General features: G+C 74.2%; 26 protein-coding genes and 2 pseudogenes. 19 read left to right on the forward strand and 9 right to left on the reverse strand.

Going from position 1 to position 24,084, the window contains the following annotated elements:
• On the forward strand, positions 1-363 hold a 363-nt coding region (locus tag D0D28_RS31345; RefSeq protein ID WP_162831248.1), incomplete at its 5' end, for an ROK family protein.
• A gap of 224 nt (positions 364-587) precedes the next feature.
• Here D0D28_RS31345 and D0D28_RS31350 read toward each other — a convergent pair.
• On the reverse strand, positions 588-1,295 hold the full coding sequence (locus D0D28_RS31350) for a GntR family transcriptional regulator (protein WP_233157381.1): 708 nt from the start codon (positions 1,293-1,295) through the stop codon (positions 588-590).
• A 93-nt stretch (positions 1,296-1,388) separates the two neighbouring features.
• On the opposite strand from D0D28_RS31350, the gene manD reads away from it, so the two are divergent.
• Genes manD through D0D28_RS31380 form a run of 6 tightly spaced genes read left to right on the forward strand, consistent with a single transcriptional unit; the run spans position 1,389 to position 7,980 of the window.
• Positions 1,389-2,597: a D-mannonate dehydratase ManD gene (manD, locus tag D0D28_RS31355; protein ID WP_094007074.1), complete on the forward strand. Its 1,209-nt coding sequence runs from the start codon at positions 1,389-1,391 to the stop codon at positions 2,595-2,597.
• Positions 2,594-3,994 carry a mannitol dehydrogenase family protein gene (locus tag D0D28_RS31360; RefSeq protein ID WP_116114678.1) on the forward strand — a complete coding sequence of 467 codons (1,401 nt, stop codon included), beginning with the start codon at positions 2,594-2,596 and terminating at the stop codon, positions 3,992-3,994. The genes manD and D0D28_RS31360 overlap by 4 nt, the downstream gene beginning before the upstream one ends.
• Positions 3,995-4,029: 35 nt before the next feature.
• Complete coding sequence (locus tag D0D28_RS31365; protein WP_116114680.1) at positions 4,030-5,400, forward strand: MFS transporter; 1,371 nt, start codon at positions 4,030-4,032, stop codon at positions 5,398-5,400.
• Positions 5,397-6,422 carry an L-idonate 5-dehydrogenase gene (locus D0D28_RS31370; protein ID WP_094007079.1) on the forward strand — a complete coding sequence of 342 codons (1,026 nt, stop codon included), beginning with the start codon at positions 5,397-5,399 and terminating at the stop codon, positions 6,420-6,422. The genes D0D28_RS31365 and D0D28_RS31370 overlap by 4 nt, the downstream gene beginning before the upstream one ends.
• The gene (locus D0D28_RS31375; protein WP_116114682.1) at positions 6,419-7,378 is read left to right on the forward strand and encodes a sugar kinase; all 960 of its coding nucleotides are present in this window, start codon (positions 6,419-6,421) and stop codon (positions 7,376-7,378) included. Before D0D28_RS31370 ends, D0D28_RS31375 begins: the two co-directional genes overlap by 4 nt.
• On the forward strand, positions 7,375-7,980 hold the full coding sequence (locus tag D0D28_RS31380) for a bifunctional 4-hydroxy-2-oxoglutarate aldolase/2-dehydro-3-deoxy-phosphogluconate aldolase (RefSeq protein ID WP_116114684.1): 606 nt from the start codon (positions 7,375-7,377) through the stop codon (positions 7,978-7,980). The genes D0D28_RS31375 and D0D28_RS31380 overlap by 4 nt, the downstream gene beginning before the upstream one ends.
• Before the next feature lie 90 nt (positions 7,981-8,070).
• Here D0D28_RS31380 and D0D28_RS31385 read toward each other — a convergent pair whose 3' ends face one another.
• Positions 8,071-8,385 (reverse strand): zinc-binding dehydrogenase, encoded by a 315-nt coding sequence (locus D0D28_RS31385; protein WP_205413407.1) that lies wholly within the window; start codon positions 8,383-8,385, stop codon positions 8,071-8,073.
• A gap of 87 nt (positions 8,386-8,472) precedes the next feature.
• Between D0D28_RS31385 and D0D28_RS31390 the strand changes: the two genes are divergently transcribed.
• Positions 8,473-9,171: an alpha/beta fold hydrolase gene (locus D0D28_RS31390; RefSeq protein WP_116114686.1), complete on the forward strand. Its 699-nt coding sequence runs from the start codon at positions 8,473-8,475 to the stop codon at positions 9,169-9,171.
• Here D0D28_RS31390 and D0D28_RS31395 read toward each other — a convergent pair whose 3' ends face one another.
• Positions 9,172-9,633 (reverse strand): OsmC family protein, encoded by a 462-nt coding sequence (locus tag D0D28_RS31395; protein ID WP_094007086.1) that lies wholly within the window; start codon positions 9,631-9,633, stop codon positions 9,172-9,174.
• On the reverse strand, positions 9,630-10,265 hold the full coding sequence (locus D0D28_RS31400) for a GntR family transcriptional regulator (protein WP_205413408.1): 636 nt from the start codon (positions 10,263-10,265) through the stop codon (positions 9,630-9,632). The genes D0D28_RS31395 and D0D28_RS31400 overlap by 4 nt, the downstream gene beginning before the upstream one ends.
• A gap of 185 nt (positions 10,266-10,450) precedes the next feature.
• Here D0D28_RS31400 and D0D28_RS37125 point away from each other — a divergent pair.
• From D0D28_RS37125 to D0D28_RS31420, 4 genes and pseudogenes are all read left to right on the forward strand, one after another.
• A pseudogene (locus D0D28_RS37125) lies at positions 10,451-10,885 on the forward strand (Type 1 glutamine amidotransferase-like domain-containing protein); the annotation flags it as partial.
• Positions 10,886-11,126: 241 nt separating this feature from the next.
• Positions 11,127-11,393 (forward strand): DUF1876 domain-containing protein, encoded by a 267-nt coding sequence (locus D0D28_RS31410; RefSeq protein ID WP_094007091.1) that lies wholly within the window; start codon positions 11,127-11,129, stop codon positions 11,391-11,393.
• A 91-nt stretch (positions 11,394-11,484) separates the two neighbouring features.
• A complete protein-coding gene (locus tag D0D28_RS31415) occupies positions 11,485-12,060 on the forward strand; it encodes an RNA polymerase sigma factor (RefSeq protein ID WP_116114702.1) in 576 nt (191 codons plus the stop codon).
• Positions 12,057-13,214, forward strand: coding sequence for a hypothetical protein (locus tag D0D28_RS31420; protein ID WP_116114690.1), 1,158 nt, complete (start codon positions 12,057-12,059; stop codon positions 13,212-13,214). Before D0D28_RS31415 ends, D0D28_RS31420 begins: the two co-directional genes overlap by 4 nt.
• A gap of 70 nt (positions 13,215-13,284) precedes the next feature.
• Here D0D28_RS31420 and D0D28_RS31425 read toward each other — a convergent pair whose 3' ends face one another.
• A complete protein-coding gene (locus tag D0D28_RS31425) occupies positions 13,285-13,941 on the reverse strand; it encodes a nitroreductase (protein ID WP_116114692.1) in 657 nt (218 codons plus the stop codon).
• A 61-nt stretch (positions 13,942-14,002) separates the two neighbouring features.
• On the opposite strand from D0D28_RS31425, the gene D0D28_RS31430 reads away from it, so the two are divergent.
• Together D0D28_RS31430 and D0D28_RS31435 are read left to right on the forward strand one after the other, a co-directional pair.
• Positions 14,003-14,800, forward strand: coding sequence for a sigma-70 family RNA polymerase sigma factor (locus D0D28_RS31430; RefSeq protein WP_116114694.1), 798 nt, complete (start codon positions 14,003-14,005; stop codon positions 14,798-14,800).
• Between the two features lie 86 nt (positions 14,801-14,886).
• Positions 14,887-15,504: a class I SAM-dependent methyltransferase gene (locus D0D28_RS31435; RefSeq protein WP_116114696.1), complete on the forward strand. Its 618-nt coding sequence runs from the start codon at positions 14,887-14,889 to the stop codon at positions 15,502-15,504.
• Here D0D28_RS31435 and D0D28_RS31440 read toward each other — a convergent pair whose 3' ends face one another.
• Positions 15,505-16,809, reverse strand: coding sequence for a cytochrome P450 (locus tag D0D28_RS31440; protein WP_116114698.1), 1,305 nt, complete (start codon positions 16,807-16,809; stop codon positions 15,505-15,507).
• A gap of 89 nt (positions 16,810-16,898) precedes the next feature.
• On the opposite strand from D0D28_RS31440, the gene D0D28_RS31445 reads away from it, so the two are divergent.
• The 4 genes and pseudogenes from D0D28_RS31445 (at position 16,899) to D0D28_RS37135 (ending at position 20,409) form a co-directional block, all read left to right on the forward strand.
• A complete protein-coding gene (locus tag D0D28_RS31445) occupies positions 16,899-17,510 on the forward strand; it encodes a TetR/AcrR family transcriptional regulator (protein ID WP_094007099.1) in 612 nt (203 codons plus the stop codon).
• Positions 17,511-17,612: 102 nt separating this feature from the next.
• Positions 17,613-19,181: an SLC13 family permease gene (locus tag D0D28_RS31450; protein ID WP_240323430.1), complete on the forward strand. Its 1,569-nt coding sequence runs from the start codon at positions 17,613-17,615 to the stop codon at positions 19,179-19,181.
• Between the two features lie 237 nt (positions 19,182-19,418).
• Positions 19,419-19,529, forward strand: a pseudogene (locus tag D0D28_RS37130) (protocatechuate 3,4-dioxygenase); the annotation flags it as partial.
• 67 nt (positions 19,530-19,596) lie between these two features.
• Positions 19,597-20,409 (forward strand): muconolactone Delta-isomerase family protein, encoded by an 813-nt coding sequence (locus tag D0D28_RS37135; RefSeq protein ID WP_240323431.1) that lies wholly within the window; start codon positions 19,597-19,599, stop codon positions 20,407-20,409.
• On the opposite strand, the gene gabT is transcribed toward D0D28_RS37135, so the two are convergent.
• A complete protein-coding gene (gabT, locus tag D0D28_RS31470) occupies positions 20,351-21,679 on the reverse strand; it encodes a 4-aminobutyrate--2-oxoglutarate transaminase (protein WP_116114704.1) in 1,329 nt (442 codons plus the stop codon). The two genes, D0D28_RS37135 and gabT, sit on opposite strands and share 59 nt — an antisense overlap.
• A gap of 70 nt (positions 21,680-21,749) precedes the next feature.
• Here gabT and D0D28_RS31475 point away from each other — a divergent pair, with 70 nt between their 5' ends.
• Positions 21,750-22,634 carry a LysR family transcriptional regulator gene (locus D0D28_RS31475; RefSeq protein ID WP_240323432.1) on the forward strand — a complete coding sequence of 295 codons (885 nt, stop codon included), beginning with the start codon at positions 21,750-21,752 and terminating at the stop codon, positions 22,632-22,634.
• 116 nt (positions 22,635-22,750) lie between these two features.
• On the opposite strand, the gene D0D28_RS31480 is transcribed toward D0D28_RS31475, so the two are convergent.
• A complete protein-coding gene (locus D0D28_RS31480) occupies positions 22,751-23,359 on the reverse strand; it encodes a LysE family translocator (RefSeq protein WP_116114700.1) in 609 nt (202 codons plus the stop codon).
• Positions 23,360-23,425: 66 nt separating this feature from the next.
• On the reverse strand, positions 23,426-23,944 hold the full coding sequence (locus tag D0D28_RS31485) for a hypothetical protein (protein ID WP_094007103.1): 519 nt from the start codon (positions 23,942-23,944) through the stop codon (positions 23,426-23,428).
• Between the last annotated feature and the right edge of the window lie 140 nt (positions 23,945-24,084).

A 24,084-nucleotide genomic window follows, 5' to 3' on the forward strand; every position in this document is an offset into this window, starting at 1 on the left:
GGACAGGGCGGCGCCGGAATGGCTTCGGCGGCGGGGGTGGCGGAGGCGGCCGGGGTGGAGGAACCGCTGGTCGCGCGGGTGCGTGCGGGGGACCCGGGGGCGCTGCGGGCGCTGGACCGGGCGGCCGAGGCCCTGGCCGACGCGCTGGTGGGGGTGCGCGCGCTGCTCGCCCCGGAGACGATCGTGCTGGGCGGACGACTGGCAGCCTTCGGCGAGCCGTTCCGGCGGCGCGTGGTGGAGCGGCTGGCGCCGGGGCTGACGCTGCGCCCCGCGAAGCTGGGAGCGGACGCAGCACTACGCGGTGCGGCGGGCAGTGTGATCGCGCGGGTGGTGGCGGATCCGCTGGCCTGGATCGAGGGCTGAGCCACGGCGCGAAGAGCGCTTCGTCACGGCAAGGACGGACCCGGCGCGCGAAGGGACACACGCCACTCCGCGGGGCGCGGCGAACACCCGCGGGGAGCGGCAAACATGCCGCGGGGAGTCGCGAACCCGCCCCGAGTGCGGACACCCCGCGGCGAGCACCCCGCGAGCGGTGAACGCGCCCGAGGCGGGACGTGCCCGCTCTCGCGGGTGCCGAACCGTCCGCCCTACTCCCAGACCACCACGTTCCGCCGCACCGGGGTGGATCCGGAGTTCGACGCGAACAGCTCGGGCTTGCGGGCCCGGATGCGTTCGATGTCGGCGAAGACCTCGCGCAGGTGGGTGCGCATGGTGTCCCTGGCGAGGGGCACGTCGTGGTCCACCACGGCCCTCAGGATCTCCCCGTGCTGGCCCGCGAAGACCTCCGGGGTGTTCGCCTCGTAGAGACCCAGCCGGCGGGCCCGGTCGAGGTGTCCCTTCGCCGACACGACCGTCGGCCAGGCGCGGTCGTGTCCGCTCAGCTCCAGCAGCCCCCGGTGGAACTCCTCGTCCAGCGCGAAGAACTCCTCCAGGTCGATGCCGGGCTCCCGCTGCCGCGCCAGGTTCGCCTCCAGCGCGGCCACCACGGCCGCGTCCGGGCTCTCCGGCAAGTCCTCCAGCGCCGCCAGCTCGACCGCCTCCCGCAGGAACTGCGCGTCCGCCACCCGCTGCATGTCCACCCGCGACACGAACGAACCGACCTGCGGGAACACCTGCACCAGGCCCTCCTCGGCGAGCAGGATCAGGCTCTCCCGCACCGGCGTCCGGCTCACCCCCAGCGCCGCGGCCAGCTCGTTCTCCGACAACGCCGCCCCCGGCGCCAGCTCCAGCGTCAGCACCTTCCGCCGCAGCGTCTCGTACACGACCCGCCGGTTCGTGCGTCCTCGTCCGGTCACCACACCGACACTAGCCGACAAGGCTGCCCGACTAGTTGACGCTCTGCACGACAGATGCTTGTATACAAGTACTGCCACACAGAAGGAGCGAACGTGAGCACGATCGAGCGGGCCGAGGTGTTCGTGGCCTCGCCGGGCCGCAACTTCGTCACCCTGCGCCTGACCACCTCCGACGGCGTGACCGGCCTGGGCGACGCGACCCTCAACGGCCGCGAGCTGGCCGTCGCCGGCTACCTGCGCGATCACGTCGCGCCGCTGCTCATCGGCCGCGACCCGGCGCGCATCGAGGACGTGTGGCAGTACCTCTACCGGGGCGCGTACTGGCGCCGCGGCCCGGTGACGATGACCGCGATCGCCGCCGTGGACACCGCGCTGTGGGACATCAAGGGCAAGGTCGCCGGCCTGCCGGTCTACCAGCTGCTCGGCGGCCGCTCCCGCGACGGCGTGCTGGTCTACTCGCATGCCAGCGGCTCCGACGTCGCGGAGCTGCTCGACGACGTCGCCCGCTTCCGCGAGCAGGGCTACCACGCCATCCGCGCCCAGGCCGCTGTGCCCGGCATCGGCGGCAGCTACGGCGTGCGCAAGGGTGTGGTCTACGAACCCGCCGCCACCGCGCTGCCCGACGAGCAGCCGTGGTCCACCGAGGCCTACCTGGATTTCGCGCCCGCCTACCTGGAAGCCGTCCGCGAGAAGTTCGGTTTCGGCTTCCACCTGCTGCACGACGTCCACCACCGCCTCACCCCGATCGAGGCCGCCCGGTTCGGCAAGCGCGTCGAGGACTGCCGCCTGTTCTGGATGGAGGACCCGACCCCCGCCGAGAACCAGGAGGCCTTCCGCCTGATCCGGCAGCACACCACCACGCCGGTCGCGGTCGGGGAGAACCTCTCGTCCATCTGGGACGTTCAGCACCTGATCACCGAGCAGCTCATCGACTACGTGCGCACCACCGTCGTGCACGCGGGCGGCATCACGCACCTGCGCCGCATCTTCGACCTCGCCGCGCTCTACCAGGTGCGCACCGGCTCGCACGGCGCCACCGACCTCTCGCCGGTCACGCTCGCCGCCGCCGTGCACGTCGACATCGCCGTGCCGAACTTCGGCATCCAGGAGTACATGCCGCACGTCCCGGAGACCGGCGAGGTGTTCCGCAGCGGGGTCACCCTCGCCGACGGGATGCTGCACCCCTCCGAGGAGCCCGGCCTGGGTGTGGAGTACGACGAGAAGGCCGCCGAGAAGTTCCCCTACGAGCCGCGCTACCTGCCGGTGGCGCGCCGCCTCGACGGTTCGGTGCACGACTGGTGAGGCTCGATCTGTCCGCACTGGACGCCCTGAGTCCGGAGAACCGTCCGAAGACCGACCCGCGCGAGCTCGCGGCGCAGGTCGTCCACTTCGGACTCGGCGCCTTCCACCGCGCCCACCAGGCCGTCTACACCGAAGCCGCCGCGGCGGCGTCCGGGCAGCCGTGGGGCATCGCCGCGGTCAACCCGCGGTCCCCGGAGCCGGTCGAGGGCCTGCGTGCCCAGGACTGCCTGTTCTCGGTCACCGACCGCGAGACCCGCGTGGTCGGCTCGATCGTCGAGGCGCTGCGGATGGTGCCGGACGCCGAGCGGGCCGACCAGCTGCTCACCTCGCCGGAGGTGACCGTCGTGACCCTGACCGTCACCGAGAAGGGCTACTTCCGCGACCCCGCCACCGGCCGCCTCGACACCACGCACCCGGAGATCGCCGCCGACCTCGCGGGCCGCCCGCCGCGCACGGTGATCGGCCGCCTGGCGACCTCGCTGGCGAACCGCTTCCGCGGCACCCGCGCGCCGATCAGCGTGGTGTCCTGCGACAACGCGGCCGGCAACGTCGCCGCGCTGGCGGACGTGGTCACCGGTTTCGTCGCGGCGTCGGACTGGCCGGACCGCGACGCCGTCCAGGACTGGCTGCGCGCCGCGGTCGCCTTCCCGTCCACGGTGGTCGACCGCATCGTCCCGGCGGTCACCGAGGCCGGCAAGGCCGCCGCGGAAGCCGCCCTCGGCGTGCGCGACGAGATGGCCGTCGCGGCGGAGCCCTACCGGCAGTGGGTGCTCGAAGACACCTTCGCCGCGCCGCGCCCGCCGTGGGAGGCCGGCGGCGCCCGGTTCGTCCCGGACGTGGCGCCCCACCAGCTGATGAAACTGCGGCTGCTCAACGGCTCCCACTCCGCGCTGGCCTACCTCGGCCTGGCCGCCGGCTGCCGGACGGTCGCCGACGTTCTCGCCACCGGGTGGGGTGAGAGGATGGTGCGTGGCTTCACGGCGGAGGTCGCGCCGACCCTGCCCGCCTCGGACCTGGACGTGCCCGCCTACGTCGACGCCCTGGTCGGCCGGTTCGCCGATCCCGCGATCGGCCACCGGCTGCGGCAGATCGGCTCGGACGGCTCGCTGAAGATCGCCGAACGCTGGCTGCCCGTGCTGCGGGAGCGGGGCGGCGCCGGACCGGTGCTGGCCCTGGCCCTGGCGGCGTGGGCGCACGCGACCCGCGCCGGCTTCGGCACCACCGATCCCGCGGCGGACACCCTCGCCGCGTGCTGGGACGGAGCGCCGGACGCGGCGACGGCGGTCGCCCGGCTGCTCACCGCGGTCGGCGGCGCCGACCTGGCGGGTGACCCGGCACTGGTGGCCTCGATCGCGGCGCGCCTGCCCGAGGTCGAGGCCGGGCGGATCGAACCGTAGACCGCCGCCACACACGTGAAGCAAAGGAGCGCACGATGACCGACAGCACCCAGACGGCGCCGGGAGGGGCCGTGACCCGCACCACCCGGGACCTGAGCCGGGCCGCCATGTCCGGCTGGCTCGGCACGGCCATGGAGTTCATGGACTTCCAGCTGTACTCGCTGGCCGCCGCGATCGTGTTCAACAAGATCTTCTTCCCCAACGTGAGCCCGGCCATCGGCCTGATCGCGGCGATGGCGACCTACGGCGTCGGCTACGTCGCGCGGCTGGCCGGAGCGGTCTACTTCGGACGGATGGGCGACCGGATCGGCCGCAAGAAGGTGCTGTTCGTCACGATCGCGCTGATGGGGGTCTCCACGACGCTGATCGGGGTGCTGCCGCCGTACTCGATGATCGGTCTCGCCGCCCCGATCCTGCTGGTCGCGCTGCGGCTGGTCCAGGGCTTCGGCGCGGGCGCGGAGATCGCCGGGGCGACCGTGATGGTCGCCGAGTACGCGCCGGTCAAGCGCCGCGGGCTGATCGCGTCGCTGGTGTCGCTGGGCACCAACTCCGGCACGCTGGCCGCGTCCGGCCTGTGGGCCGTGCTGCTCGCGGTGCTCTCCGACGAGCAGCTGCTGAGCTGGGGCTGGCGCCTGCCGTTCCTGCTGAGCTTCGTGCTGCTGATCCTCGGCGTGTGGATCCGGGCCAACCTCAAGGAGAGCCCGGTGTTCGAGGAGCGGCCCGACGTCGTCGACGGGGTCGCATTGTCCCGCAAGGAGATCGAGGAGTCCGGCGAGAGCACCATCGAGGCCGGTCTCAAGCAGCGCAAGGGCAAGTCGTTCCTGCTGGCGCTGGGGCTGCGGTTCGGGCAGGCCGGCAACTCCGGTCTGGTGCAGACGTTCCTGGTCGGCTACATCGCCACCGAGCTGGCCGTCAGCAAGTCGGTGCCGACCGCGGCGATCGTCTACGGCTCGCTGCTCGGGTTCGTCACCATCCCCGTGGTGGGCCTGCTGGGTGACCGGTTCGGCCGGCGCCCGGTCTACCTGGGACTGTCGCTGCTGACCGTGGTGATCGCCGCGCCGATGATGGTGACCATCGCAGGCGGCGGCACGGCCGCGCTGACCGTCGCGATGATCGTCGGCCTCAACGTGGGTGTGCTGGGCTTGTTCTCGCTGGAGAGCGTGACCATGGCGGAGCTGTTCGGGTCGCGCACCCGCTTCACCCAGCTCGCCGTCGCCAAGGAGATCGGCGGCATCCTCGCCACCGCGATCGGCCCGGTGCTGGCCGCGTCGCTGACCGCCGTGACCGGTCACTGGTGGCCCATCGCGGCGATGCTCGTCGCCTACTCGCTGATCACGTTCGTCTCCGCCTACCTCGCGCCGGAGACCCGCGGGCGTGACCTGGTCCGTCTGGAGGACGCCGCATGAGAGCAGCCGTCGTGCACGGCCCGGGGGACGTCCGGATCGACACCCGGCCGGACCCGGTGCCCGGCCCGGGTGAGGTGCTGGTCGCGATGGAGTGGGGCGGCATCTGCGGCTCCGACGTGGCCTACTGGCGGCACGGCGCCTCCGGGACGGCCGTGCTCGAGCACCCGCTGGTGCTCGGGCACGAGGTCGCCGGGCGGGTCGCCGCGCTCGGCCCCGGGGTGACCGGGGTCGAGCCCGGGCAGCCGGTGACCGTGCACCCGGCCGAGCCGGTCGGCGACACCACGCTGCCCGCGCGGATCGCCGGGCGCACCAACCTGCTGCCGCGCGTGCGGTACTTCGGCTCCGCGGCGTTCCACCCGCACACCGACGGCGGGTTCAGTGAGCTGCGGGCCGTGCGCGCGGACCAGCTGCGGCCGCTGCCGGACGGGGTGAGCACCCGGCAGGGCGCGCTGGCCGAACCGCTGGCCGTGGCGCTGCACGCGGTCCACCGCGCCGGCGACGTCACCGGCCGCACGGTGCTGGTCAACGGCGCCGGGCCGATCGGGTGCCTGGTCGCGGCGGCCGCGAAGCACCGCGGCGCGGCGACGGTGATCGCGGCCGATCTGGCGCCCTCGGCACTGGCGATCGCGCGGCGGCTCGGGGCCGATCAGGTGGTCGACCTCGCCGCCGGGGACGCCCTGCCCGGGGACGTGGAGCTGGTGTTCGAAGCCTCCGGTGCGCCCGGGGCGCTGGGCGGCGCGCTGCGGGCGACCGCGCGCGGCGGCACGCTCGTGCAGGTCGGGAACCTGCCCGGGGAACCGGCCACCGCGGTGCTCGGCGACCTGGTGACCCGCGAGATCACCTGGATCGGCTCGTACCGGTTCGTCGACGAGATCACCGACGCGGTGCGTGCCCTCGGTGAAGGGCTGGACGTGTCGCCGCTGATCACGCACACCTTCGACCTGGACCAGGCGGGGGAGGCGCTGGCGGTCGCGGCCGGCCGGGACAGCAGCAAGGTCCTGCTGCGATTGGGTGGCTCATGACGGTCGTGACGCTGGGCGAGACGATGGCCCTGCTGTCCACCCCGGCCTGGGGCCGGGTGACCGGCGGCTCGGCGCTGCCGGTGGGCATCGGGGGAGCGGAGTCCAATGTGGCCATCGGGCTGGCGCGGCTGGGCGTGCCCGCGACGTGGATCAGCCGCGTCGGCGACGACGCGTTCGGCGCACTGGTGACCCGCGAGATCCGCGGCGAGGGCGTGCGGGTGCTCGCCGCGGCCGACCCCGCGGCGCCGACCGGGCTGATGGTCAAGGAGATGCGTGGCGGGAAACCGTGGCGCGTGCGCTACTACCGGCGGGGCAGTGCCGCGTCGCGACTGTCCCCGTCGGACATCGAGGCCTCGGTCGTCGAGCAGGCCGACGTCGTGCACCTGACGGGCATCACCGCGGCGCTCGGCCCGGGGCCGCGGAAGACACTGGACCACGTCATCGGGCTGGCGCGAGCGGCGGGAACGCTGGTGTCGTTCGACGTCAACCACCGCGCGACGCTCTGGCCGCCCGCGGAGGCCGGGCCGGTGCTCGCCCGGCTGGCCGCCGCCGCGGACGTGGTGTTCGCCGGGCCGGCGGAGGCGGCGCTGCTGCTCGGCCGCGACCTGCCCGGCGAGCCGTCGTTCGAGCTGGGCGAGGATCTGGCGCGGGAGCTGGCGAAGACCGGGCCGCGCACGGTGGTGGTCAAGCTCGGCGCGCTGGGGTCGGTGGCCCTGCACGGCGGTGAGGTGCACCGGGCCGAGGCGGTGCCGGTGACCGTCGTCGACCCGGTCGGCGCGGGTGACGCGTTCGTGGCCGGATACCTGTGCGGGCTGGTGTCGGGCGAGCCGGTGCCCGGGTGCCTGCGGCTCGGCAACGCGGCCGGTGCGGCGGTGTGCCGGGTGCCCGGCGACTGGGAGGGACTGCCCGCACGGGACGAACTGGGAGCCACGGAGCCGGTGGAGGTGGTCCGATGAGCCTGCTGTCGCGATGCCCGGTCGTGCCCGTGGTGGTGCTGGACGAGCCGGATCAGGCGGTGCCGCTCGGGGAAGCGTTGCTGGCCGGGGGCATCGACGTCGTCGAGATCACCCTGCGCACGCCGGCGGGCCTGCCGGGCATCCGGCGCCTGTCGGCCCTGCCGGATCTGCTGGTGGGCGCGGGATCCGTGCTGCTGCCGTCTCAGGTGGACGCGGCGGTCGAGGCGGGCGCGCGGTTCGTGGTCAGCCCGGGCGTGTCGGCGGACGTGCTCGGCCGCGCGGCCGAGCAGGGCGTCCCGGCGCTGCCCGGCGTGGCGACGGCGACCGATCTGATGGCGGTGACCGCGCTCGGGCTGGACGAGGTGAAGTTCTTCCCGGCCGGGCTGGGCAGCGGGCCGGCCGCGATCCGCGCGCTGGCCGCCCCCTTCCGCGACGTGGCGTTCATGCCGTCGGGCGGGGTGACCGCGGAGACCATGGGCGAGTACCTGGCGCTGCCCGTGGTGCCCGCGGTGAGCGGCAGCTGGATGGCCGAGCCCGCCCTGCTGCGCGAGCGCCGCTGGGACGAGGTGACCACACGCGCGGCGGCCGCCGTCCGACGGTGAGCACCACCTTCGCCCGCGCGTGCTCGGTTTCCCGGTAGCGGATCGCGTCCGCGGCCTTCTCCAGCGGGTGCCCGCCGGACGGGCCGTTGATCAGCCCCATCGGGCCGAACACGCCGGCACGCGGCGGAGGTCGGACAGCGCGCGGTTGCCGACGAGGTCCAGCACGAGCTCGTAGCGGGTCGTGGCGCGGGTGCAGTCCTCGCGCGTGCGGTCGACGACGTGGTCCGCGCCGAGCGAGGCCACCAGGCCGGTGTTGCGTGTGCTGCACACCGCGGTGACGGTCGCGCCGAGCGCCTCCGCGATCTGCACGGCGAACGTGCCCACCCCGCCGGACGCGCCGTTGATCAGCACGTGCTGCCCGGCCTGGAGGTTCCCGGCGTCACGCAGGCCGGCGGTCGCCTTCATCGGCAGCCTCCGCGGCGGTACGGCGACCGTAGGGCGAACCGGGCAAAATCGGTATCGGGGACAGCCCCGGCCTTCTAGGCTCGGCCCATGATCGTGATCCTCGTTCCCGGGTTCTGGTTGGGCGCGTCCTCGTGGCGGGAGGTCGGGCCCGCGCTGACCGCCGCCGGCCACACCGTGCGCGCGCTGACCCTGCCCGGCTTGGAGTCGACCGGTGCCGACCGCGCCGGGATCGGCGTGCGCGAGCACGTCGGCGCCGTGATCGCGGCGATCGACGCCGAGGACGAACCGGTGGCCCTCGTCGGGCACTCCGGTGGCGGCCCGCTCGCCTACGCGGCCGCCGACGCCCGGCCCGATCGCGTCGCGCGGATCGTCTTCGTCGACGCCGGACCGCTGGCCAGCGGCGCGTCGATCAACGACGCCCTGCCCGCGGCCGGCGCCGACGTGCCGCTGCCGGACTGGACGGCGTTCGAGGTCGCCGCGCTGGCCGGGCTCACCGCCGAACTGCGCGACCGGATGCGTGCCGAGGCCGTGCCCGAGCCGGTCGGGGTGGCCCGCGAGCCGATCGAGCTGTCCGACGAGCGCCGCCGCGCCATCCCGGCGACCGTGATCTGCACGTCGATGCCGGCCGCGCAGGTGCGTGAGCTGATCGCCGCGGACCACCCGTACGTGCGCGAACTCGCGGCGATGCGCGACGCGGCGCCGGTCGATCTGCCGACCGGGCACTGGCCCCAGTTCAGCAGGCCGGCCGAGCTGGGCGCGCGGATCGTGGCGGCGCTGGGATCCTGACTATCCGATGTGGATCGTCGGTTCGTGGTGGACCGGGAAGTTCACCGAGCCGGCGATGAAGCACAGCTCGTGCGCCCGGTGGTGCAGCTCGGCGGCCTTGTCCGCCAGGGCCTCCTCGGCGATGGTGACCTCCGGGTGCAGCGTCACCTCGGTGAAGTGCCCGCCGCCGCCCGGGGTTTCGGCCATGCGGCCGGTCGCGGTGTCCCGGTAGCCGGTGACGGTGATGCCGTGCCGCGCGCACAGCGCGAGGTAGGTCAGCAGGTGGCACTGCGACAGCGCCGCCACCAGCAGCTCCTCGGGGTTCCAGCGGGCCGGGTCGCCGAGGAAGGCCGGGTCCGCGGTCGCCGCGATGGGCGGTTTGCCCGCGGCGGTGACGTCGTGGCCGCGGTCGTAGGCGCGGTAGCCGCCGGCGGTGGTGCCGCTCCAGGTGACGGTGACCTGGTAGCCGTGTTCCTTGCTCATCGCGGTGTTCCTCCCGGAAGTGCGGACAGGGTGCTCAGGACGTGGTCGCGGGCCAGGGCCGCGGCCGCCGGCCCGTCGCGGGCGGTGATCGCCGCGACGAGGCGGCGGTGTTCGTCGTCGACCTGGCCGGTGCGGCTCGGCGCGGCCAGCGAGTCGCGGGTGGACACCACGATCCGGTCCCACACCCGGTCCAGGAAGCCGAGCGCGAGCGCGTTGCCGGACAGGACCGCGATGTGGCGGTGGAACTCGCGGTTGTGCCGCACCCCGGTGGCCAGGTCGCCGTCCCGGGTCGCGCGGTCGGCGTCGCCGGCGTGGCCGGTCAGCCGGGCGAGTGCGGCGGGCGCGATCTCGCCCGCCCGCTGACGCAGCGCGGCCAGCTCGGCGGTAAGCGCTTCCAGGCTGGCGCGGACGAGGTAGGCCTCACGCAGTTCGCCGTCGCTCAGCCGGACCACCATCACCCCGCGCTGCCCGCTCTCGACGAGGCCGTCGCTCTCCAGGCGCCGCAGCGCCTCCCGCACCGGGGTGCGGCTCACGTCGAGGCGGTGCGACAGGTCGAGTTCGGTCAGGCGCTCGCCCGGCGGGAAGACCCCGCCGACGATCAGTTCCCGCACGCGGTCGTAGATCGTCGTCACGGGATGCACTGTATACAGTGAATGCAATCAGCGCCAGTCGTAGGATCCCAGCCGTGCCTGCCGACGAACCGACGATCCTCGCCACCTCCGGCGGTATCCGGGCCTCGGCCCGCCTGGACTGGGAGGTCGGCCCGCTGACCCGGTACGCCGTCGAGCTCGCCGGGGTCACCGGGCGCGCGCCGCGCGTGTGCTTCCTGGCCACCGCCTGCGGCGACGATCGCCGGCTGATCGCCGCCTTCTACGAGAACGCGTGGCGGGAGGGGTGGGCGGGCAGCCACGTGGCGCTGATGCCGATGCCGAACATCCCCGACCTCGCGGGGCACCTGCTGTCCCAGGACGTGATCTGGGTGTGGGGCGGCAGCGTCGCCGGGTTGCTGGCGCTGTGGCGGCTGCACGGCCTCGACGGGGTGATGCGCGAGGCGTGGCAGGCCGGGGTGGTCCTGACCGGCGTCTCGGCCGGCTCGATCTGCTGGCACGCCGGCGGCACGACCGACTCGTTCGGGCCACAGCTGCGGCCGGTGACGAACGGGCTGGGCCTGCTCCCGTGGTCCAACGGCGTGCACCACGACAGCGAACCCGCCCGGCGCCCGCTGTTCCAGTCGCTGATCGCGGACGGCACGCTGCCGCCCGGCTACGCGACCGACGACGGGGCCGGCCTGCTCTACCGCGGCGGTGAGCTGGCCGAGGCGCTGGCGGAGCGGGACCGCGCCGGGGCCTACCGGGTGGACCGCGGGCCCGGCGGCGGCGCGGTCGAGACCCCGCTGGACGTGCGCGGATCCACTGAACCACCCGGTGACTTCCGGCCCTTTTCGCAGGTGGCTGGGCGGGGCAGCGTGGAACGAGCACCACCGGGAGGCTGCCATGCGGGACAAGAACTGGCGTGTCGACATCGTGATCGACGAGCACGAGACGCGGACCCGCGCCACCGCGCGACTGCACACCGACGGCCGGACCGGCCTGGTCGGGATCGGCACGGCCCGGCTCAACCCGGCCGACACCAACGTGCCGGAGATCGGCGACGAGCTGGCCGCGGCGCGGGCGCTCAGCGATCTGGCGCACCGCCTGCTCGACGCGGCCGCCGGGGACATCGAGGAAGTGACGCACCAGCCCGCCCACCTGCGGTACTGACAGCGCCTCCCGCGATCAGCCGACCTGCGGCGGGACGCCCTCCCGTCCGTGACAACATCGGCGCCGGTGCCGGCCACTGTCCGGTGTGACCATGCAACTGACCGGACTGGGGGTGTCGGTGGAGCCGGGCGACGCCGACCTGTGGGCGCGCGCCGCGGGCGGTGACCGGGAGGCCTTCACGGCGCTCTTCGAACGCCACGCGCAGGCCGTGTGGAACCACGCCTACCGGCTGACCGGTTCCTGGGCCAGCGCCGAGGACCTCACCTCCGGCACCTTCCTCACCGCCTGGCGCAAGCGCGGCGACGTCACCCTGGTGCGGGACAGCGCCCTGCCCTGGCTGTTCACGGTCGCCGCCAACCTCGCCCGCGACGAGCACCGGGGCCGCGCGCGGCGGTCGCGGCTGCTGCGCCGGATCCCCCGCCCGGCGCCGGAGTCCGACCACGCCGACGGCGTCGCCGACCGCGTGGACGGCGAGGCGCGCCTGCAGCGGATCGTCGACGCGGTCCGCGCGCTTCCGGCCGCGCAACGGCAGGTCGTCGAGCTGTGCCTGCTCGGCGAGCTGCCGATCGGTGACGCCGCCGCCCTGCTCGAGGTCGCCGAAGTGACCGTGCGCGCGCACCTGTCGCGCGCCCGCGCCCGGCTCCGTGCCCTGCTGGAGGAGAAATGAGCCACGCCCTGCCCCCGCGCCGCGAACTGCCGCCCGAGGTCCGCGAGCGGATGCGCGCCACCGTGCGTGCCGGGCTCGCCCCGCGCCGGGGGCGAGCCCTCGCGGCCGCCGCGGCCGTGGTCCTGCTGGTCGGCGGTGCGTTGATCGGCGCCCAGTTCCTCCGCCCGGCGGAGCCGGTCGCCGGTGCCGGCGGCGGCGTGGACGACCGGTGCTGGGCGGCGATCGCCTCGGCGGGCCAGGCCGGCCAGGTCCCGCCGCGCGCCGAGTGGCAGGTCACCGGCAGGCGCGCGCTCGGCGACGACGTGGTCACGTCCTACCTCGCCGGCGGGAAACCGGTGTTCTGCGAGACCACCGCGACCACGGTGACCGTGTCCGATCCGGGCGCCGCGCCGGCTTCCGCGCCCGGCAGCCGCACCGGGCTGCTGCTGCGCACCGGGACTGGCCTGGTGGCCGGGGTGGCGGACCCGTTGTGGCCGCGGATCGAGCTGTCCCTGGCCGACGGGCTCGGCGTCACCGTCGAGCCGGTCACGCCGGCGAGCGGGGTGTTCACCGCGTTCACCGGGACCGGCCCGGCAACCCCGTTGTGGGCCGGGATGTCGGTCGAGGGCCAGACCGCCCGTCCCGGTCCGCGCGTCGAGCTGCCGCCGGCGCCGGCGCCGCTGGTCTCGGTGGTCGACGTGCCGGGCGACCGGTCCTCGCCGGCCGGCCGCGCGCTGGGCGAGTGCCTGGCGGCGCTGGCCGAATCGCCCGACGACGCCGACGGCTACCAGCCCGGCGCGATGCTGGAGAACGGGCCGTACCGGGTCGTGCTGGGGCGCAGCGCCGAGCACACCATCGCGTGCGTCAGCGGCCCGGCCGGGGCCACGCTGCAGCTGGACACGTTCGTCGGCCGGTCGATCCCGGTGCGCCGGCTGTCGGTGCCCGCGCAGGGCGGGAAGGTGCCGTTCGTGGGCATCGCGCCACGCTCGGCCGCGAGCATGGTCGCCGATTTCGGCACCGGTGAGCCGGTCACCGTGCCGGTCGTGAACGGGACGTTCGCCGGATGGCTGCCCCAGGGAGCGACGCCGGTGTACCCCGAGCGGGGGGACGCGTGGGTGCGGGTGGCGGACGCGCGCGGCGTGACGCTCTACAACGGCTCGGTCACGCTTCGGTGAGCGGCGAGCTGTAACGGCGCCCGCGCGGCAGGTTCGCCAGGTTCGTCCCCCCGCTCGCGGTGCTGGTGACCTACCCCAGGAAGGTCACCGTCTCGGCCATCGGCGCGCGCTCGATGCGTTCCTGGCTCGCGGCGGGGTCGGCGTAGCCGATGGACATGCCGCAGAACAGGATCAGCCGCTCCGGCGGGGACACCACCTCGGCCACCGTGGTGCGGTAGACCGACCACGCCATCTGCGGGCAGCTGTCCAGCCCCTCCGCGCGCAGCAGCAGCATGACCGTCTGCAGGTACATTCCCGCGTCCGCCCACTGGGCCGCGCCCATGGTCCGGTCCAGGTAGCAGAACAGCGCGGCCGGGGCGCCGAAGCAGTCCCAGTTCCGCGCGACCGCCGCCTGGCGCGCGGCGGCGTCGTCGCGGGCGATGCCGCGGTAGCGCTGCGCCGCCGCCGCGGATCGGCGTTCCCGGTACGGAGACGGCAAATCGGGCGGGTACATGGTGTACTCGCGCTCGTCGCCGGGGTCGCCCGCCGCCACGCGCTCGGCGGTCCGCTTCTTCAGCTGCGCCAGTGGCTCCCCGGTCACCACGTACACGTGCCAGGGCTGCAGGTTTCCCCCGGACGGCGCCCGCGACGCCGCCCGCAGCACCCGCGCGAGCACCTCGTGCGGAACCGGGGTGCCGTCGAACGCGCGCACCGCCCGGCGCGTCGCCACCGCTTCGTAGACGTCCACAGTGGTCCTTCCTCCTCGTGGTCCTAGGGTGGTGACGACCGACGACGGGGAAAGGTGACCGGTGGAATTCGAAGCGCATCGCGACCACCTGATCGGCGTGGCCTACCGCATGCTCGGCTCGCTCGCCGACGCCGAGGACGCCGTCCAGGAGACGTGGCTGCGCATGGCCCGCACGGACACCGCCGAGGTGCGCAACCCGGCCGGCTGGTTGCGCACCGTGCTGTCCCGCGTGTGCCTGGACGTGCTGCGGCAGCGCGCCCGGCACGAGCCCGAGGCGGACCCGGACCCGGCGCCGGGCGCGGACCGGGAAGTGCTGCTCGCCGACGAGGTGGGCCGCGCGCTGCTCGTGGTGCTGGACCGGCTGGGGCCCGACGAGCGGGTCGCGTTCGTGCTGCACGACGTGTTCGCCGTGCCGTTCGACGAGATCGCCCCGATCGTCGGCCGCACCACGGCGACGGCGAAGAAGCTCGCCAGCCGGGCACGCGCGAAGGTCCGCGGCGCCGCCCCGAGCCCCGATACGGCCGGGCACCGGCGGGTGATCGAGGCGTTCCTGGCGGCGTCCCGGACCGGCGACCTCGACGCGATCGTCGCGGTGCTCAGCCCGGACGTGGTGCGCCGCGCCGACGGCCGCCCCGAGGTGCGGGGCGCCCGCCGGGTGGCGAAGGAGATCGTCGTGTTCGGCCGGAACGCCCGGTTCGCGGACTTCGCCCTCCTCGACGGCGAGCCGGGCCTGGTGATCGCGCCGGACGGCCGCCTCCGCCTGGCGATCCGCTTCACGATCACCGGCGAGCGGGTCGGCGGCTACGACCTGATCACCGAGCCGGCCCGCCTGAAGCGGATCACGCTCACGCTGGGGTGAGGCGCACGCCGTCGTCGTCCACTTCGGACCGCGGTTGCGGGCCTTCCGGCCCTACCGGACGCCGCCCGCATCGGTCAGGCTGTGTCATGGGCATCTACCAGCAGCAGGTCCTGCCGCGCGTGATCGACGTGCTGTGCGGGCTGGAGGTGGCGAACCCGTACCGGGCCCGCGTGTGCGCCGGCCTGCACGGGCGGGTCCTGGAGATCGGTTTCGGTTCCGGGCACAACGTCCCGTTCTACCCGGCCGCGGTGACGGCCGTGGACGCGATCGAGCCCTCCGACGTGGCCTGGAAGCTGGCCGCGGAACGGGTGGCCGCCTCGCCGGTGCCGGTCGAGCGGTCCGGCCTGGACGGGCAGTCCCTGCCGCTGCCCGGCGCCACCTGCGACACCGCCCTGTCGACCTACACGCTGTGCACGATCCCGGATGCCGGATCGGCGCTGAGGGAGGTCCGGCGCGTGCTGAAACCGGGCGGCACGCTGCACTTCCTCGACCACGGCCTCGCTCCCGACCGCGGGGTGCGGCGCTGGCAGCACCGCCTGGACCCGCTGCAGGCCCGCCTCTTCGGCGGCTGCCACCTCGACCGCCCGATCACCGACGTGATCACCGGAGCGGGTTTCGTCATCCGCGAGGCCGACCGGTTCTACGAGAAGGGCTCCCCGAGGTTCCTCGGCGCGGACTACCTCGGCGTCGCGGTGTCGCCCTAGTCAGCGCAGGCGTGCCGGCAGGTGCTCGAAGCCCCGCAGGATCCGGGTGCTCCGGCGGGTCGCGCCGCCGGTGAGGCGCAGCTCCGGGAAGCGGTCGAACAGCGTCCGCAGCCCGATCTCGCCCTCCATGCGGGCCAGCGCGGCGCCCAGGCAGTAGTGCCGGCCCGCCGAGAACGAGATGTGCTCGCGCGCGTTGGCGCGGCGCACGTCGAACCGGGCCGGGTCCGCGAAGACCGCCGGGTCGCGGTTCGCGCCGGCCAGGATCGTCGTCACCACCGAGCCGCCGCGCACCCGCACCCCGCCGACCTCCGTGTCGCGCAGGCAGGTGCGCCCGGTGAGCAGCACCGGCGGGTCGGCGCGCAGGATCTCGTCGACCGCGTTCGGCCACAGCGACGGCTCCGCGCGCAGCGCCGCGAGCTGATCGGGGTGGTCGTGCAGCAGGGCGATGCCGTTGCCGAGCAGGTTCACCGTCGTCTCGAAGCCCGCCGCGAGCACCAGTCCGGCGGTCGCGCGCAGCTCCAGATCGGTCAGCCCCACCCCGTCCTCGCGCGCGGCCACCAGCTGGCTGAGCAGGTCGTCGCCGGGACGGGCGCGCAGGTGGTCCAGGTGCCCGGCGAGCCAGGCGTCGAAATCGGCCAGCGCCGACTCGACCGCGCGGAACTCCCGCCACGGCAGCCCCAGGTCCAGGCTCGGCGCGGCCGCGGTGCCCAGCTCCAGCACGCGCTGCCGCTGCTCCGGCGGCACCCCGAGGATTTCGGCGATCACGGTCACCGGCAGCAGCGCGCAGTAGGCCGCCACCAGGTCCACCGGCCGGTCCGGATCGAGCGCGTCCAGCAGCTCGCGGGCGATCTCCTCGGTGCGCACCCGCAGCTTCTCCACCGCGCGGACGGTGAACACGCGGGTGACGAGCTTGCGGTAGCGGGTGTGGTCCGGCGGCTCGGTCGCCAGCAGCGACGGCGGCGCGATCGGGTGCAGCGTGCCGGTCGCCGACCAGTCGCTCAGCCGCGCGAGCACCCCGTCCGGCGCGGCGCCCACGCCGGCGCGGAAGTCGTTGCTGGTCAGCACTTCCTTCACCGCCGCGTGGCTCGTCGTGACGTAGGCGAAGGAGCCCCGGTAGAGCGGGCCGTGGCCGCGGATCTCGTCGAACAGGCCGGTCAGCGCGGCGGTGGGGGACACCGCGGCCTCGGCCACCAGCCGCGCCTGCAGGTCGCCGCGCCGGGCCGCGGCTCGCAGCGCGGTGCGTGGCAGCGCGTGGCCGACGCCCCAGCGCACCACCGGTTTCACGCCGTCCCGCAGCCGCGCCATCACGACACCTCCACCGTGGTACTGACGGGTACCACGCACCGTAGAGCCGGACGTGCCGCCCGGTCAAGCGGCTGGGTTAGGTTGGCGGCGTGACCGACGTCGACGTGGCGGGCACCGGGTTTCGCGACCGGCTCCTGCAGGGCATGGCCGCGGCCGTGCGCGAACGCGACTACCACGACGTCACGATCGCCGACGTGGTCAACCACGCCCGCACGTCCAAGCGCACCTTCTACGAGCAGTTCGCGAGCAAGCAGGAGTGCTTCGTGGAGCTGCTGCGGCAGACCAACGCGCGGATGGTGCGGGACATCGCGGCCGCGGTCGAGCGGGACGCGCCGTGGCAGGTGCAGGCGCGCCAGGCGGTCGAGGCGCTGATTTCCTCGATGGAGAGCGACCCCGCCCTGTGCCTGAGCTGGATGCGGGCCGCGCCCTCGCTCGGCGAAGCGGGCCGTGCGCTGTCCCGCGAGACGATGGACTCGTTCGTGGCGCTGATGCGCACGCTGGCGGACACCCCCGAGTTGCGGGCGGCGGGCGTGGTGCCCCCGTCGCGTGAGCTGGCGATCACCCTGTTCGGCGGGTTGCGCGAGCTGATCGCGATCACCCTGGAGGAGGGCGGGAACCTGGCCGGGACGGTGGACGTGGCGACCGAGGCCGTCATGCTGATCCTGGGTCCCCGGCCGCGCCGAGCTGACTCGACCGATTGATTCGCCTCACACCGAAGAGTGACGCGGGTCACGTTCTGTCGCTATCGTCCCTGTATGTCCACAAGTGAGGAACGCACCAGAGAGCGTGAGCGTACGGAGAGCGTGACCTCGGCCCTGCTGACCGGCGGCACCTACCGGGGCCTCGCGGAGCAGAAGCTGTCCCCGGCGGAGGAGCGGTTCGAGCGGGCCCGGCGGACCGTCGGGTTCGTGCTCGCCCCGCTCGTGACCATCGTCTTCCTGTTCGTGCCCACCACCCTGGACTCCGGCCAGCAGACCCTGGCCGCGGTGCTGCTCGGCGTGGTGGTGCTGTGGGTGTGCGAACCGGTGCCGATCCCGATCGGCGGCCTGATCGGGGTCGCCGCCATCGTGGTGCTCGGCGTGCTGCCCGCCGACGACGTGCTGGAGCCGTTCGGCTCGTCCACGGTGTTCGTCTTCATCGGGGCGTTCATCCTGGCGCAGGCGATGCTGCGGCACGGGCTGGCGCGGCGGTTCGCCTTCTTCATCCTCGCCATCCCGGGCGTGGGCCGCAGCACCTGGCGGGTGATCGCCGCGCTCGGGTTCGTCACCTGCGTGCTGTCGGCGTTCATCTCCAACACCGCGACGGTCGCGATGCTGCTGCCGACCGCGGTCGGCCTGCTCACCGTCATCGCCGAGCTGATCCGCGGCCGGACGCCGGAGGGGGAGCGGTTCGACCCGCTGCGGCTGCGCGTGGGCATCGCGCTGATGCTCGTGCTCGCCTACGGCGCCAGCGTCGGCGGCCTGCTCACGCCGATCGGTTCGCCGCCCAACCTGATCGGGCGCGGCCTGATCGAGGAGGCCACCGGCGAGCGGATCTCGTTCCTGCAGTGGACCACGATGGCGCTGCCCGCTTGCGTGGCGATGTTCGTGATCCTGGTGGTGCTGCTGATCCTGCTCAACCGCCCGGAGATCCGCAAGCTCACCGGCGTCGAGGAGTACGTGGCCGGCGAGCGGGCGAAGCTGGGCCGGTTCTCGCCCGCGGAGCGCAACACGCTGATCGCCTTCACCATCACCGTCGTGCTGTGGGTGACGCCCGGCATCGTGGCCCTGGTGGCCGGCAACGACTCCCGCGCCTACGAGCTGATCAGCGACCGGCTCGACGAGGGCATCGTGGCCGTGCTCGGCGCGGCGCTGCTGTTCGTGCTGCCGACGAACTGGGCGCAGCGCCGGTTCACGCTCACCTGGTCCGAGGCGGCCCGCATCGACTGGGGCACTGTCCTGCTGTTCGGCAGCGGCATCATCTTCGGATCGCTGCTGTCCAGCACCGGGCTCGCGGAGCGGGTGGGCAACGGGCTGGCCGGGGCGCTCGGGATCGGCAGCGGGCTCGCGCTCACCATCTTCGCGGTGCTGCTGGCGATCCTGGTGTCGGAGACGACGTCCAACACCGCGTCCGCGGCCGTGGTCGTGCCGATCGTCATCCCGATCGCGCTGGCCGCCGGGGTGGATCCGTTCACCCCGGCGCTGGCGGCGACCTTCGCCGCGTCGTTCGGGTTCATGCTGCCGGTGTCGACCCCGCAGAACGCGATCGTCTACGGCTCCGGCGCGGTGCCGATCACCAAGATGATCCGCTCCGGCGCGGCGTTCGACGTCATCGGCGCGATCCTGATCATGCTGCTGATCCCGTTGATGGTCGCGGCGGTCGGCTTCTCCTGAGCCGGCTGCCTCAGACCGGGACCGCGGTGCGCCAGCCGGGCCGGTAGCTCTCGCGCGCCATCGCCGAGTAGGGCGCGGGGCTGACGACGGCACGCACGGGGAACTGTGGGTGCGGCTGGACGGTGACCTCGGCGCCGAGGGTGACGTCCGGGTCGACGGTGGCCAGGGACAGGGCGACGAGGTTGCCGTCGGCGTCGGTGACGGAGTCGAAGCTGGACGATCCGTAGTTGGCGTTGGGGGACGGAGGGGATCGAGCTGATCATGTGGCTGGTGATGCGCGGCGCGCTGAGCGGGCACCTCTGGCGGGTGCACGAGACCTACCACGTGCCCGCGTCCAACACCGCCGCCGGGCACGAGGTGCACACGCCGACGCTGACCGGTCTCAGCGACCGGGCGCACACCCTGCATCCCGGGGGTGGGCCTGGGCACGCACGTCCAGGACGTGGTGGCGTTGATCGAGGCGTGGGACCTGCACGACGTGGTGCTGGTCGGGCACAGCTACGCCGGGCAGGTGATCACCGGCGTGGCCGACCGGGTGCCGGATCGCGTGACGCGGCGGGTGTACCTGGACGCGTTCGACGGCGACGCGGCGATCGCCCTGCAGCCGGAGGAGATCGCCGCGCACTACCGCGAGTCGGTCGCCGGGCCCGGCTTCGGGTGGCTGATCCCGGTGCGGCCGCTGCGGGTGCTGGGCGTCACCGAGCGGTCCGATGTGGACCGGCTGAGCGCGCGGCTGACCCCGCGCCCGTGGCTGGGTTGCACCGAACCGCTGCGGCTGTCCGGCGCGGTGCAGCGGGTGCCGGCGGCGTTCGTCGAGCGCACCGGCTGGATGCGGGTGTTCCAGCCGCACGCGGCCCGGGCGGCCGCGCGGGGGTGGCCGGTGCTGATGATCGGCACCGGCCACGAGGCGATGGTCACCGAGAACCGGCTGCCCGCCGACACGCCCGGCCAGACCCGCGACCGGCTGCGCGAGGCGGAACGGGAGCGGGCGATGCAGCTGCGGGCCGAGGGCGTGCTGAAGCCGCTGTGGCGGGTCCCCGGCCGCAACGCCACGATCGGCCTCTACGACGCCGAGGACCCGGCCACCCTGCACGACGCGCTGACGTCCCTGCCATGTGGCCGTGGAGGGACGTCACGGTCGAGCCGCTGGCTACCCACCCCCAGGAGCGCTAGGCGCGCAACGCCTCGGCGAGGACGTCCATCGCGTCGTGGAGCAGTTCGTCGCTGATCGTCAGCGGGGGCAGGAAACGCAGGACGTTGCCGTGGGTGCCGCAGGTCAGCACGATCACGCCCCGCTCGTGGGCCGCCGCCGCGACCGCCTTCGCCAGCGCCGGGTCCGGATCGAGCGAGCCGGGCCGCACCAGCTCGACCGCGATCATCGCGCCGCGGCCGGGCACGTCCCCGATCCGGGGGTCGGCCAGCGCGCGGAGCCGGGACGTGAGCAGCGCGCCGATCTCGCGCGCCCGTGCCACCAGCCCGTCCTGCTCGATGGTCTCGATCGCGGCCAGCGCGGCGGCGCACGCCAGCGGGTTGCCGCCGTAGGTGCCGCCCAGCCCGCCGGTGTGCGCGGCGTCCATGATCTCCGCGCGCCCGGTCACCGCCGACAGCGGCAGCCCGCCCGCGATGCCCTTCGCGGTCACGATCAGGTCCGGCACGACACCCTCGTGGTCGCAGGCGAACCAGTCGCCGGTGCGGGCGAACCCGGTCTGCACCTCGTCGGCGACGAACACCACCCCGTTCGCGCGGCACCACTCCGCGAGCGCGGGCAGGAACCCCGGCGCGGGCGCGATGAACCCGCCCTCGCCCTGGATCGGCTCGATCACCATGGCCGCCAGGTTCGCCGCCCCGACCTGCTTCTCGACCACCTCCAGCGCCCGGCGCGCGGCCTCGGCGCCGTCCAGGCCGCCGTCGCGGAACGGGTAGGACAGCGGCGCCCGGTAGACCTCGGACGCGAACGGCCCGAACCCGTGCTTGTACGGCATGGACTTCGCGGTCATCGCCATCGTCAGGTTGGTGCGGCCGTGGTAGGCGTGGTCGAACACCACCACCGCGTGCCGGCCGGTGTGCGACCGCGCGATCTTGACCGCGTTCTCGACCGCCTCGGCACCCGAGTTGAACAACGCCGTGCGCTTGTCGTGATCACCGGGTGTCAGCCGGTTGAGTGATTCGGCGACGGCCACGTATCCCTCGTACGGCGTGACCATGAAACAGGTGTGGGTGAATGCCTCCACCTGCTCCCGCACGGCCGCCACGACCCGCGGGTTGCTCGCGCCGACGGTCGTGACCGCGATGCCCGAGCCGAGGTCGATCAGGTGGTTGCCGTCGACGTCCACCACGATCCCGCCGCCGGCCGCGGCCGCGAAGACCGGCATGGTGGTGCCGACGCCCGCGGCGACCGCGGCGCCCTTGCGCGTCATGAGTTCGCGGGACAGCGGTCCCGGGATCGCCGTCTCCAGCCGCCGCTGCTGGCGGATGCCTGTGTCCGTGCTCGTGGTCATGCCCCAGTTTCGGAACCGGCCGGTCATGCTGTCCAATACTTGATTGGCAGAATTTCGATGCCCGGGAGGCATGATGGAGCTGCGGCACCTGCGGTACTTCGTGGTGACCTGCGAGGCGGGCACGGTCAGCCGGGCGGCCCAGCTGCTGCACATCACCCAGCCGAGTCTGTCGCGGCAGTTGCGGCAGCTGGAGGAGGAGCTGGGCGCGGACCTGTTCGACCGGGCGGGGCGGCGGATGACGCCGTCCCGGGTCGGGCGGGCCCGCCTGGCGGACGCGCGGGACGTGCTGGAGCGGGCCGAGGCGCTGAAGACGGCGGCGACGTTCCACGCGCACGGCCGCATCGACCGGCTGACGATCGGCGCGCCGACGGTGACGCTGACCGACGTGGTGGCTCCGTTCATCGCGACGCTGGCGCCCGAGGACCCGACGATCGACGTCCTGGGCGCGGACGGGCTGTCCGCGGTGGAGACGCTGGCGCGCGGCGCCGATCTGGCGATCGCCACGGCCGCGCCCCGCGCGCCCTACCGCTCGCGGCGGCTCGCGGTGCTGCCGGTGTGGGCGTACGTGCCGGAGCGGCACCCGTGGCGGGGCCGGGGGAGCGTGCCGCTCGCGGAGGTGCTGGAGGAGCAGGTGATCATCCTGCCGCCGGCGTTCACCGCGCGGCAGTCGCTGGACGCGGCGCTGCTCGAGCTGGGCACCACCTACGCGCGGGTCATCGAGGCCGCGAACGGCACGGTGGCGCAGGCGCACGCCGCGGCGGGCCGGGGAGTGGCCCTGGTGTCGGACGACCCGCGGTTCGGGCTGGTGCCGCTGCGGGTGCGCACGGGGGAGCGCCGGCTGGAGATCAAGCTGACCGCGGCGTGGGACGCGCGCCACAAGGCAGCCGCGACGCTGGAAACCTTCGCCCACCGCTTGGGTGATTTCGTGGGGGAGCGCTACGGACAGCCGGGTTGAGCCGCGCCACGGGCACGAACGGCAGGCCTGAGTCCCGCTCCCACACGTGGCAGGCGATGCCGACGCTGTCGCTGGCTGGGAAGACCGGCGTGCGGTGGAGTCCTTCCGTCCCCGGGTCAGGGCAGGGCAATCCGCACCCCGAGCCCGACCAGTAGCGTGCCCATCACGGCGTCGATCCCGCGCCGCACCCGCGCCGCGGACGGCCGCCGCCGCAGCGCGCCCACGACGTTCGCCAGCACCAGGAACCACGCCAGCGTCACCCCGGACGCCACGACGGCCAGCAGCAGGTGGTCACCGGGCCCGGCGCCGCCGGGGACGAACTGGGGCAGCAGCGCGAGGAAGAACGCCGCGACCTTGGGGTTGAGCAGGTTGCACACCAGACCCTGGCGGAACGCGCTGCCGGCTTCCGCGGCCGGCTCGGGTGCGGTGTACCGGCCGCGGCGCGCGGCGAGCAGGGCCCGGATCCCCAGGAACAGCAGGTAGGCCGCACCGGCGAGCTTGACCACCGTGAACGCCACCGCGGACGCCGCGAGCAGCCCGGCGAGCCCGAGCGCGGTCACGATCGCCCAGCAGAACACCCCGGCGGTGATGCCCGCCGCGCACGCCATGCCGGCGCGGCGCCCGGAGACCAGCGCGTTGCGGCTGACGATCACGAAGTCCGGTCCTGGCGCCATCGCGCCGAGGACGATCACGCCGGCGAGCGCGACGAGCTGGGTCATGGTCATCCGGCGACCCTACCGCTCCGGCCCGCGTCGTCACGCGGTTTCCGGAACGGTCCACAGTGGACTTGCTCAGGCGGCGCGCGCGGCTCCGCCGCCCAGCCGGTCGAGCAGGCCGGCCCGGTGCAGGTCGGCCACCGGGGAGAGCAGGTCGGGGTGCCGCAGCAGCACGGCCGCCTGCCGGTCGCGGAGGTCGGGGTCGGTGAGGCGGCGGAAGTCGGGGGCGAGACCGGCGGCGTGGACGGAGCCGGTGACGGTCGCGGCGGCGGCCAGCGCGAGTTCGCGGTCGGCGAGCAGGCAGGCCGCCCAGCTGGCGACGACCTCGTCGACCCAGGTGCGCCAGGCGGTGTCCTCGCCCGGCACGACGTCGACTCCCGCGACCCAGTCCAGCCGCCCGGACCCGCCGGGGCCGACGACGTCGAGGAGCCCGGCGTCCAGGGCGGTGGGGTAGCGCAGCCACGCGGCGACGGTCGCGGCCTGGCGGCACTGCGCCTCGGCGAGGGCGGCGCTCAGGGGGCCGCGCTCGGGCGGGTACGCGCGCAGCAGCCACTGCGCGGTGGCCGCGATGACGGACGACAGGTCGGCGGACACTTCCGGGCACCTTCCGGGACTACGGGGCGGTTCGAGCACGCTAACAGCTGGTCGCGCCCCGCCCAGCGCACTTTTGCCGCACGTCACAGCCCCGCGGACGACGATCACACCGCGCCAGGGTTCTGGGAGGGGCCGCCAGG

The organism is Amycolatopsis ruanii, assembly GCF_003385175.1.
In the GTDB taxonomy this organism is placed as follows: domain Bacteria; phylum Actinomycetota; class Actinomycetes; order Mycobacteriales; family Pseudonocardiaceae; genus Amycolatopsis_E; species Amycolatopsis_E thermalba.

What these genes read in the sequence shown, in the direction of transcription:
- D0D28_RS31390 (WP_116114686.1), top strand. Translation starts at nt 8,473, where the DNA reads ATGATCGTGATCCTCGTTCCCGGGTTCTGGTTGGGCGCGTCCTCGTGG.
- D0D28_RS31370 (WP_094007079.1), top strand. Translation starts at nt 5,397, where the DNA reads ATGAGAGCAGCCGTCGTGCACGGCCCGGGGGACGTCCGGATCGACACC.
- D0D28_RS31380 (WP_116114684.1), top strand. Translation starts at nt 7,375, where the DNA reads ATGAGCCTGCTGTCGCGATGCCCGGTCGTGCCCGTGGTGGTGCTGGAC.
- D0D28_RS31415 (WP_116114702.1), top strand. Translation starts at nt 11,485, where the DNA reads ATGCAACTGACCGGACTGGGGGTGTCGGTGGAGCCGGGCGACGCCGAC.
- D0D28_RS31475 (WP_240323432.1), top strand. Translation starts at nt 21,750, where the DNA reads ATGATGGAGCTGCGGCACCTGCGGTACTTCGTGGTGACCTGCGAGGCG.
- D0D28_RS31385 (WP_205413407.1), bottom strand. Translation starts at nt 8,385, where the DNA reads ATGAAGGCGACCGCCGGCCTGCGTGACGCCGGGAACCTCCAGGCCGGG.
- D0D28_RS31435 (WP_116114696.1), top strand. Translation starts at nt 14,887, where the DNA reads ATGGGCATCTACCAGCAGCAGGTCCTGCCGCGCGTGATCGACGTGCTG.
- D0D28_RS31410 (WP_094007091.1), top strand. Translation starts at nt 11,127, where the DNA reads ATGCGGGACAAGAACTGGCGTGTCGACATCGTGATCGACGAGCACGAG.
- D0D28_RS31480 (WP_116114700.1), bottom strand. Translation starts at nt 23,359, where the DNA reads ATGACCATGACCCAGCTCGTCGCGCTCGCCGGCGTGATCGTCCTCGGC.
- D0D28_RS31395 (WP_094007086.1), bottom strand. Translation starts at nt 9,633, where the DNA reads ATGAGCAAGGAACACGGCTACCAGGTCACCGTCACCTGGAGCGGCACC.
- D0D28_RS31375 (WP_116114682.1), top strand. Translation starts at nt 6,419, where the DNA reads ATGACGGTCGTGACGCTGGGCGAGACGATGGCCCTGCTGTCCACCCCG.
- gabT (WP_116114704.1), bottom strand. Translation starts at nt 21,679, where the DNA reads ATGACCACGAGCACGGACACAGGCATCCGCCAGCAGCGGCGGCTGGAG.
- D0D28_RS31365 (WP_116114680.1), top strand. Translation starts at nt 4,030, where the DNA reads ATGACCGACAGCACCCAGACGGCGCCGGGAGGGGCCGTGACCCGCACC.
- D0D28_RS31440 (WP_116114698.1), bottom strand. Translation starts at nt 16,809, where the DNA reads ATGGCGCGGCTGCGGGACGGCGTGAAACCGGTGGTGCGCTGGGGCGTC.
- D0D28_RS31420 (WP_116114690.1), top strand. Translation starts at nt 12,057, where the DNA reads ATGAGCCACGCCCTGCCCCCGCGCCGCGAACTGCCGCCCGAGGTCCGC.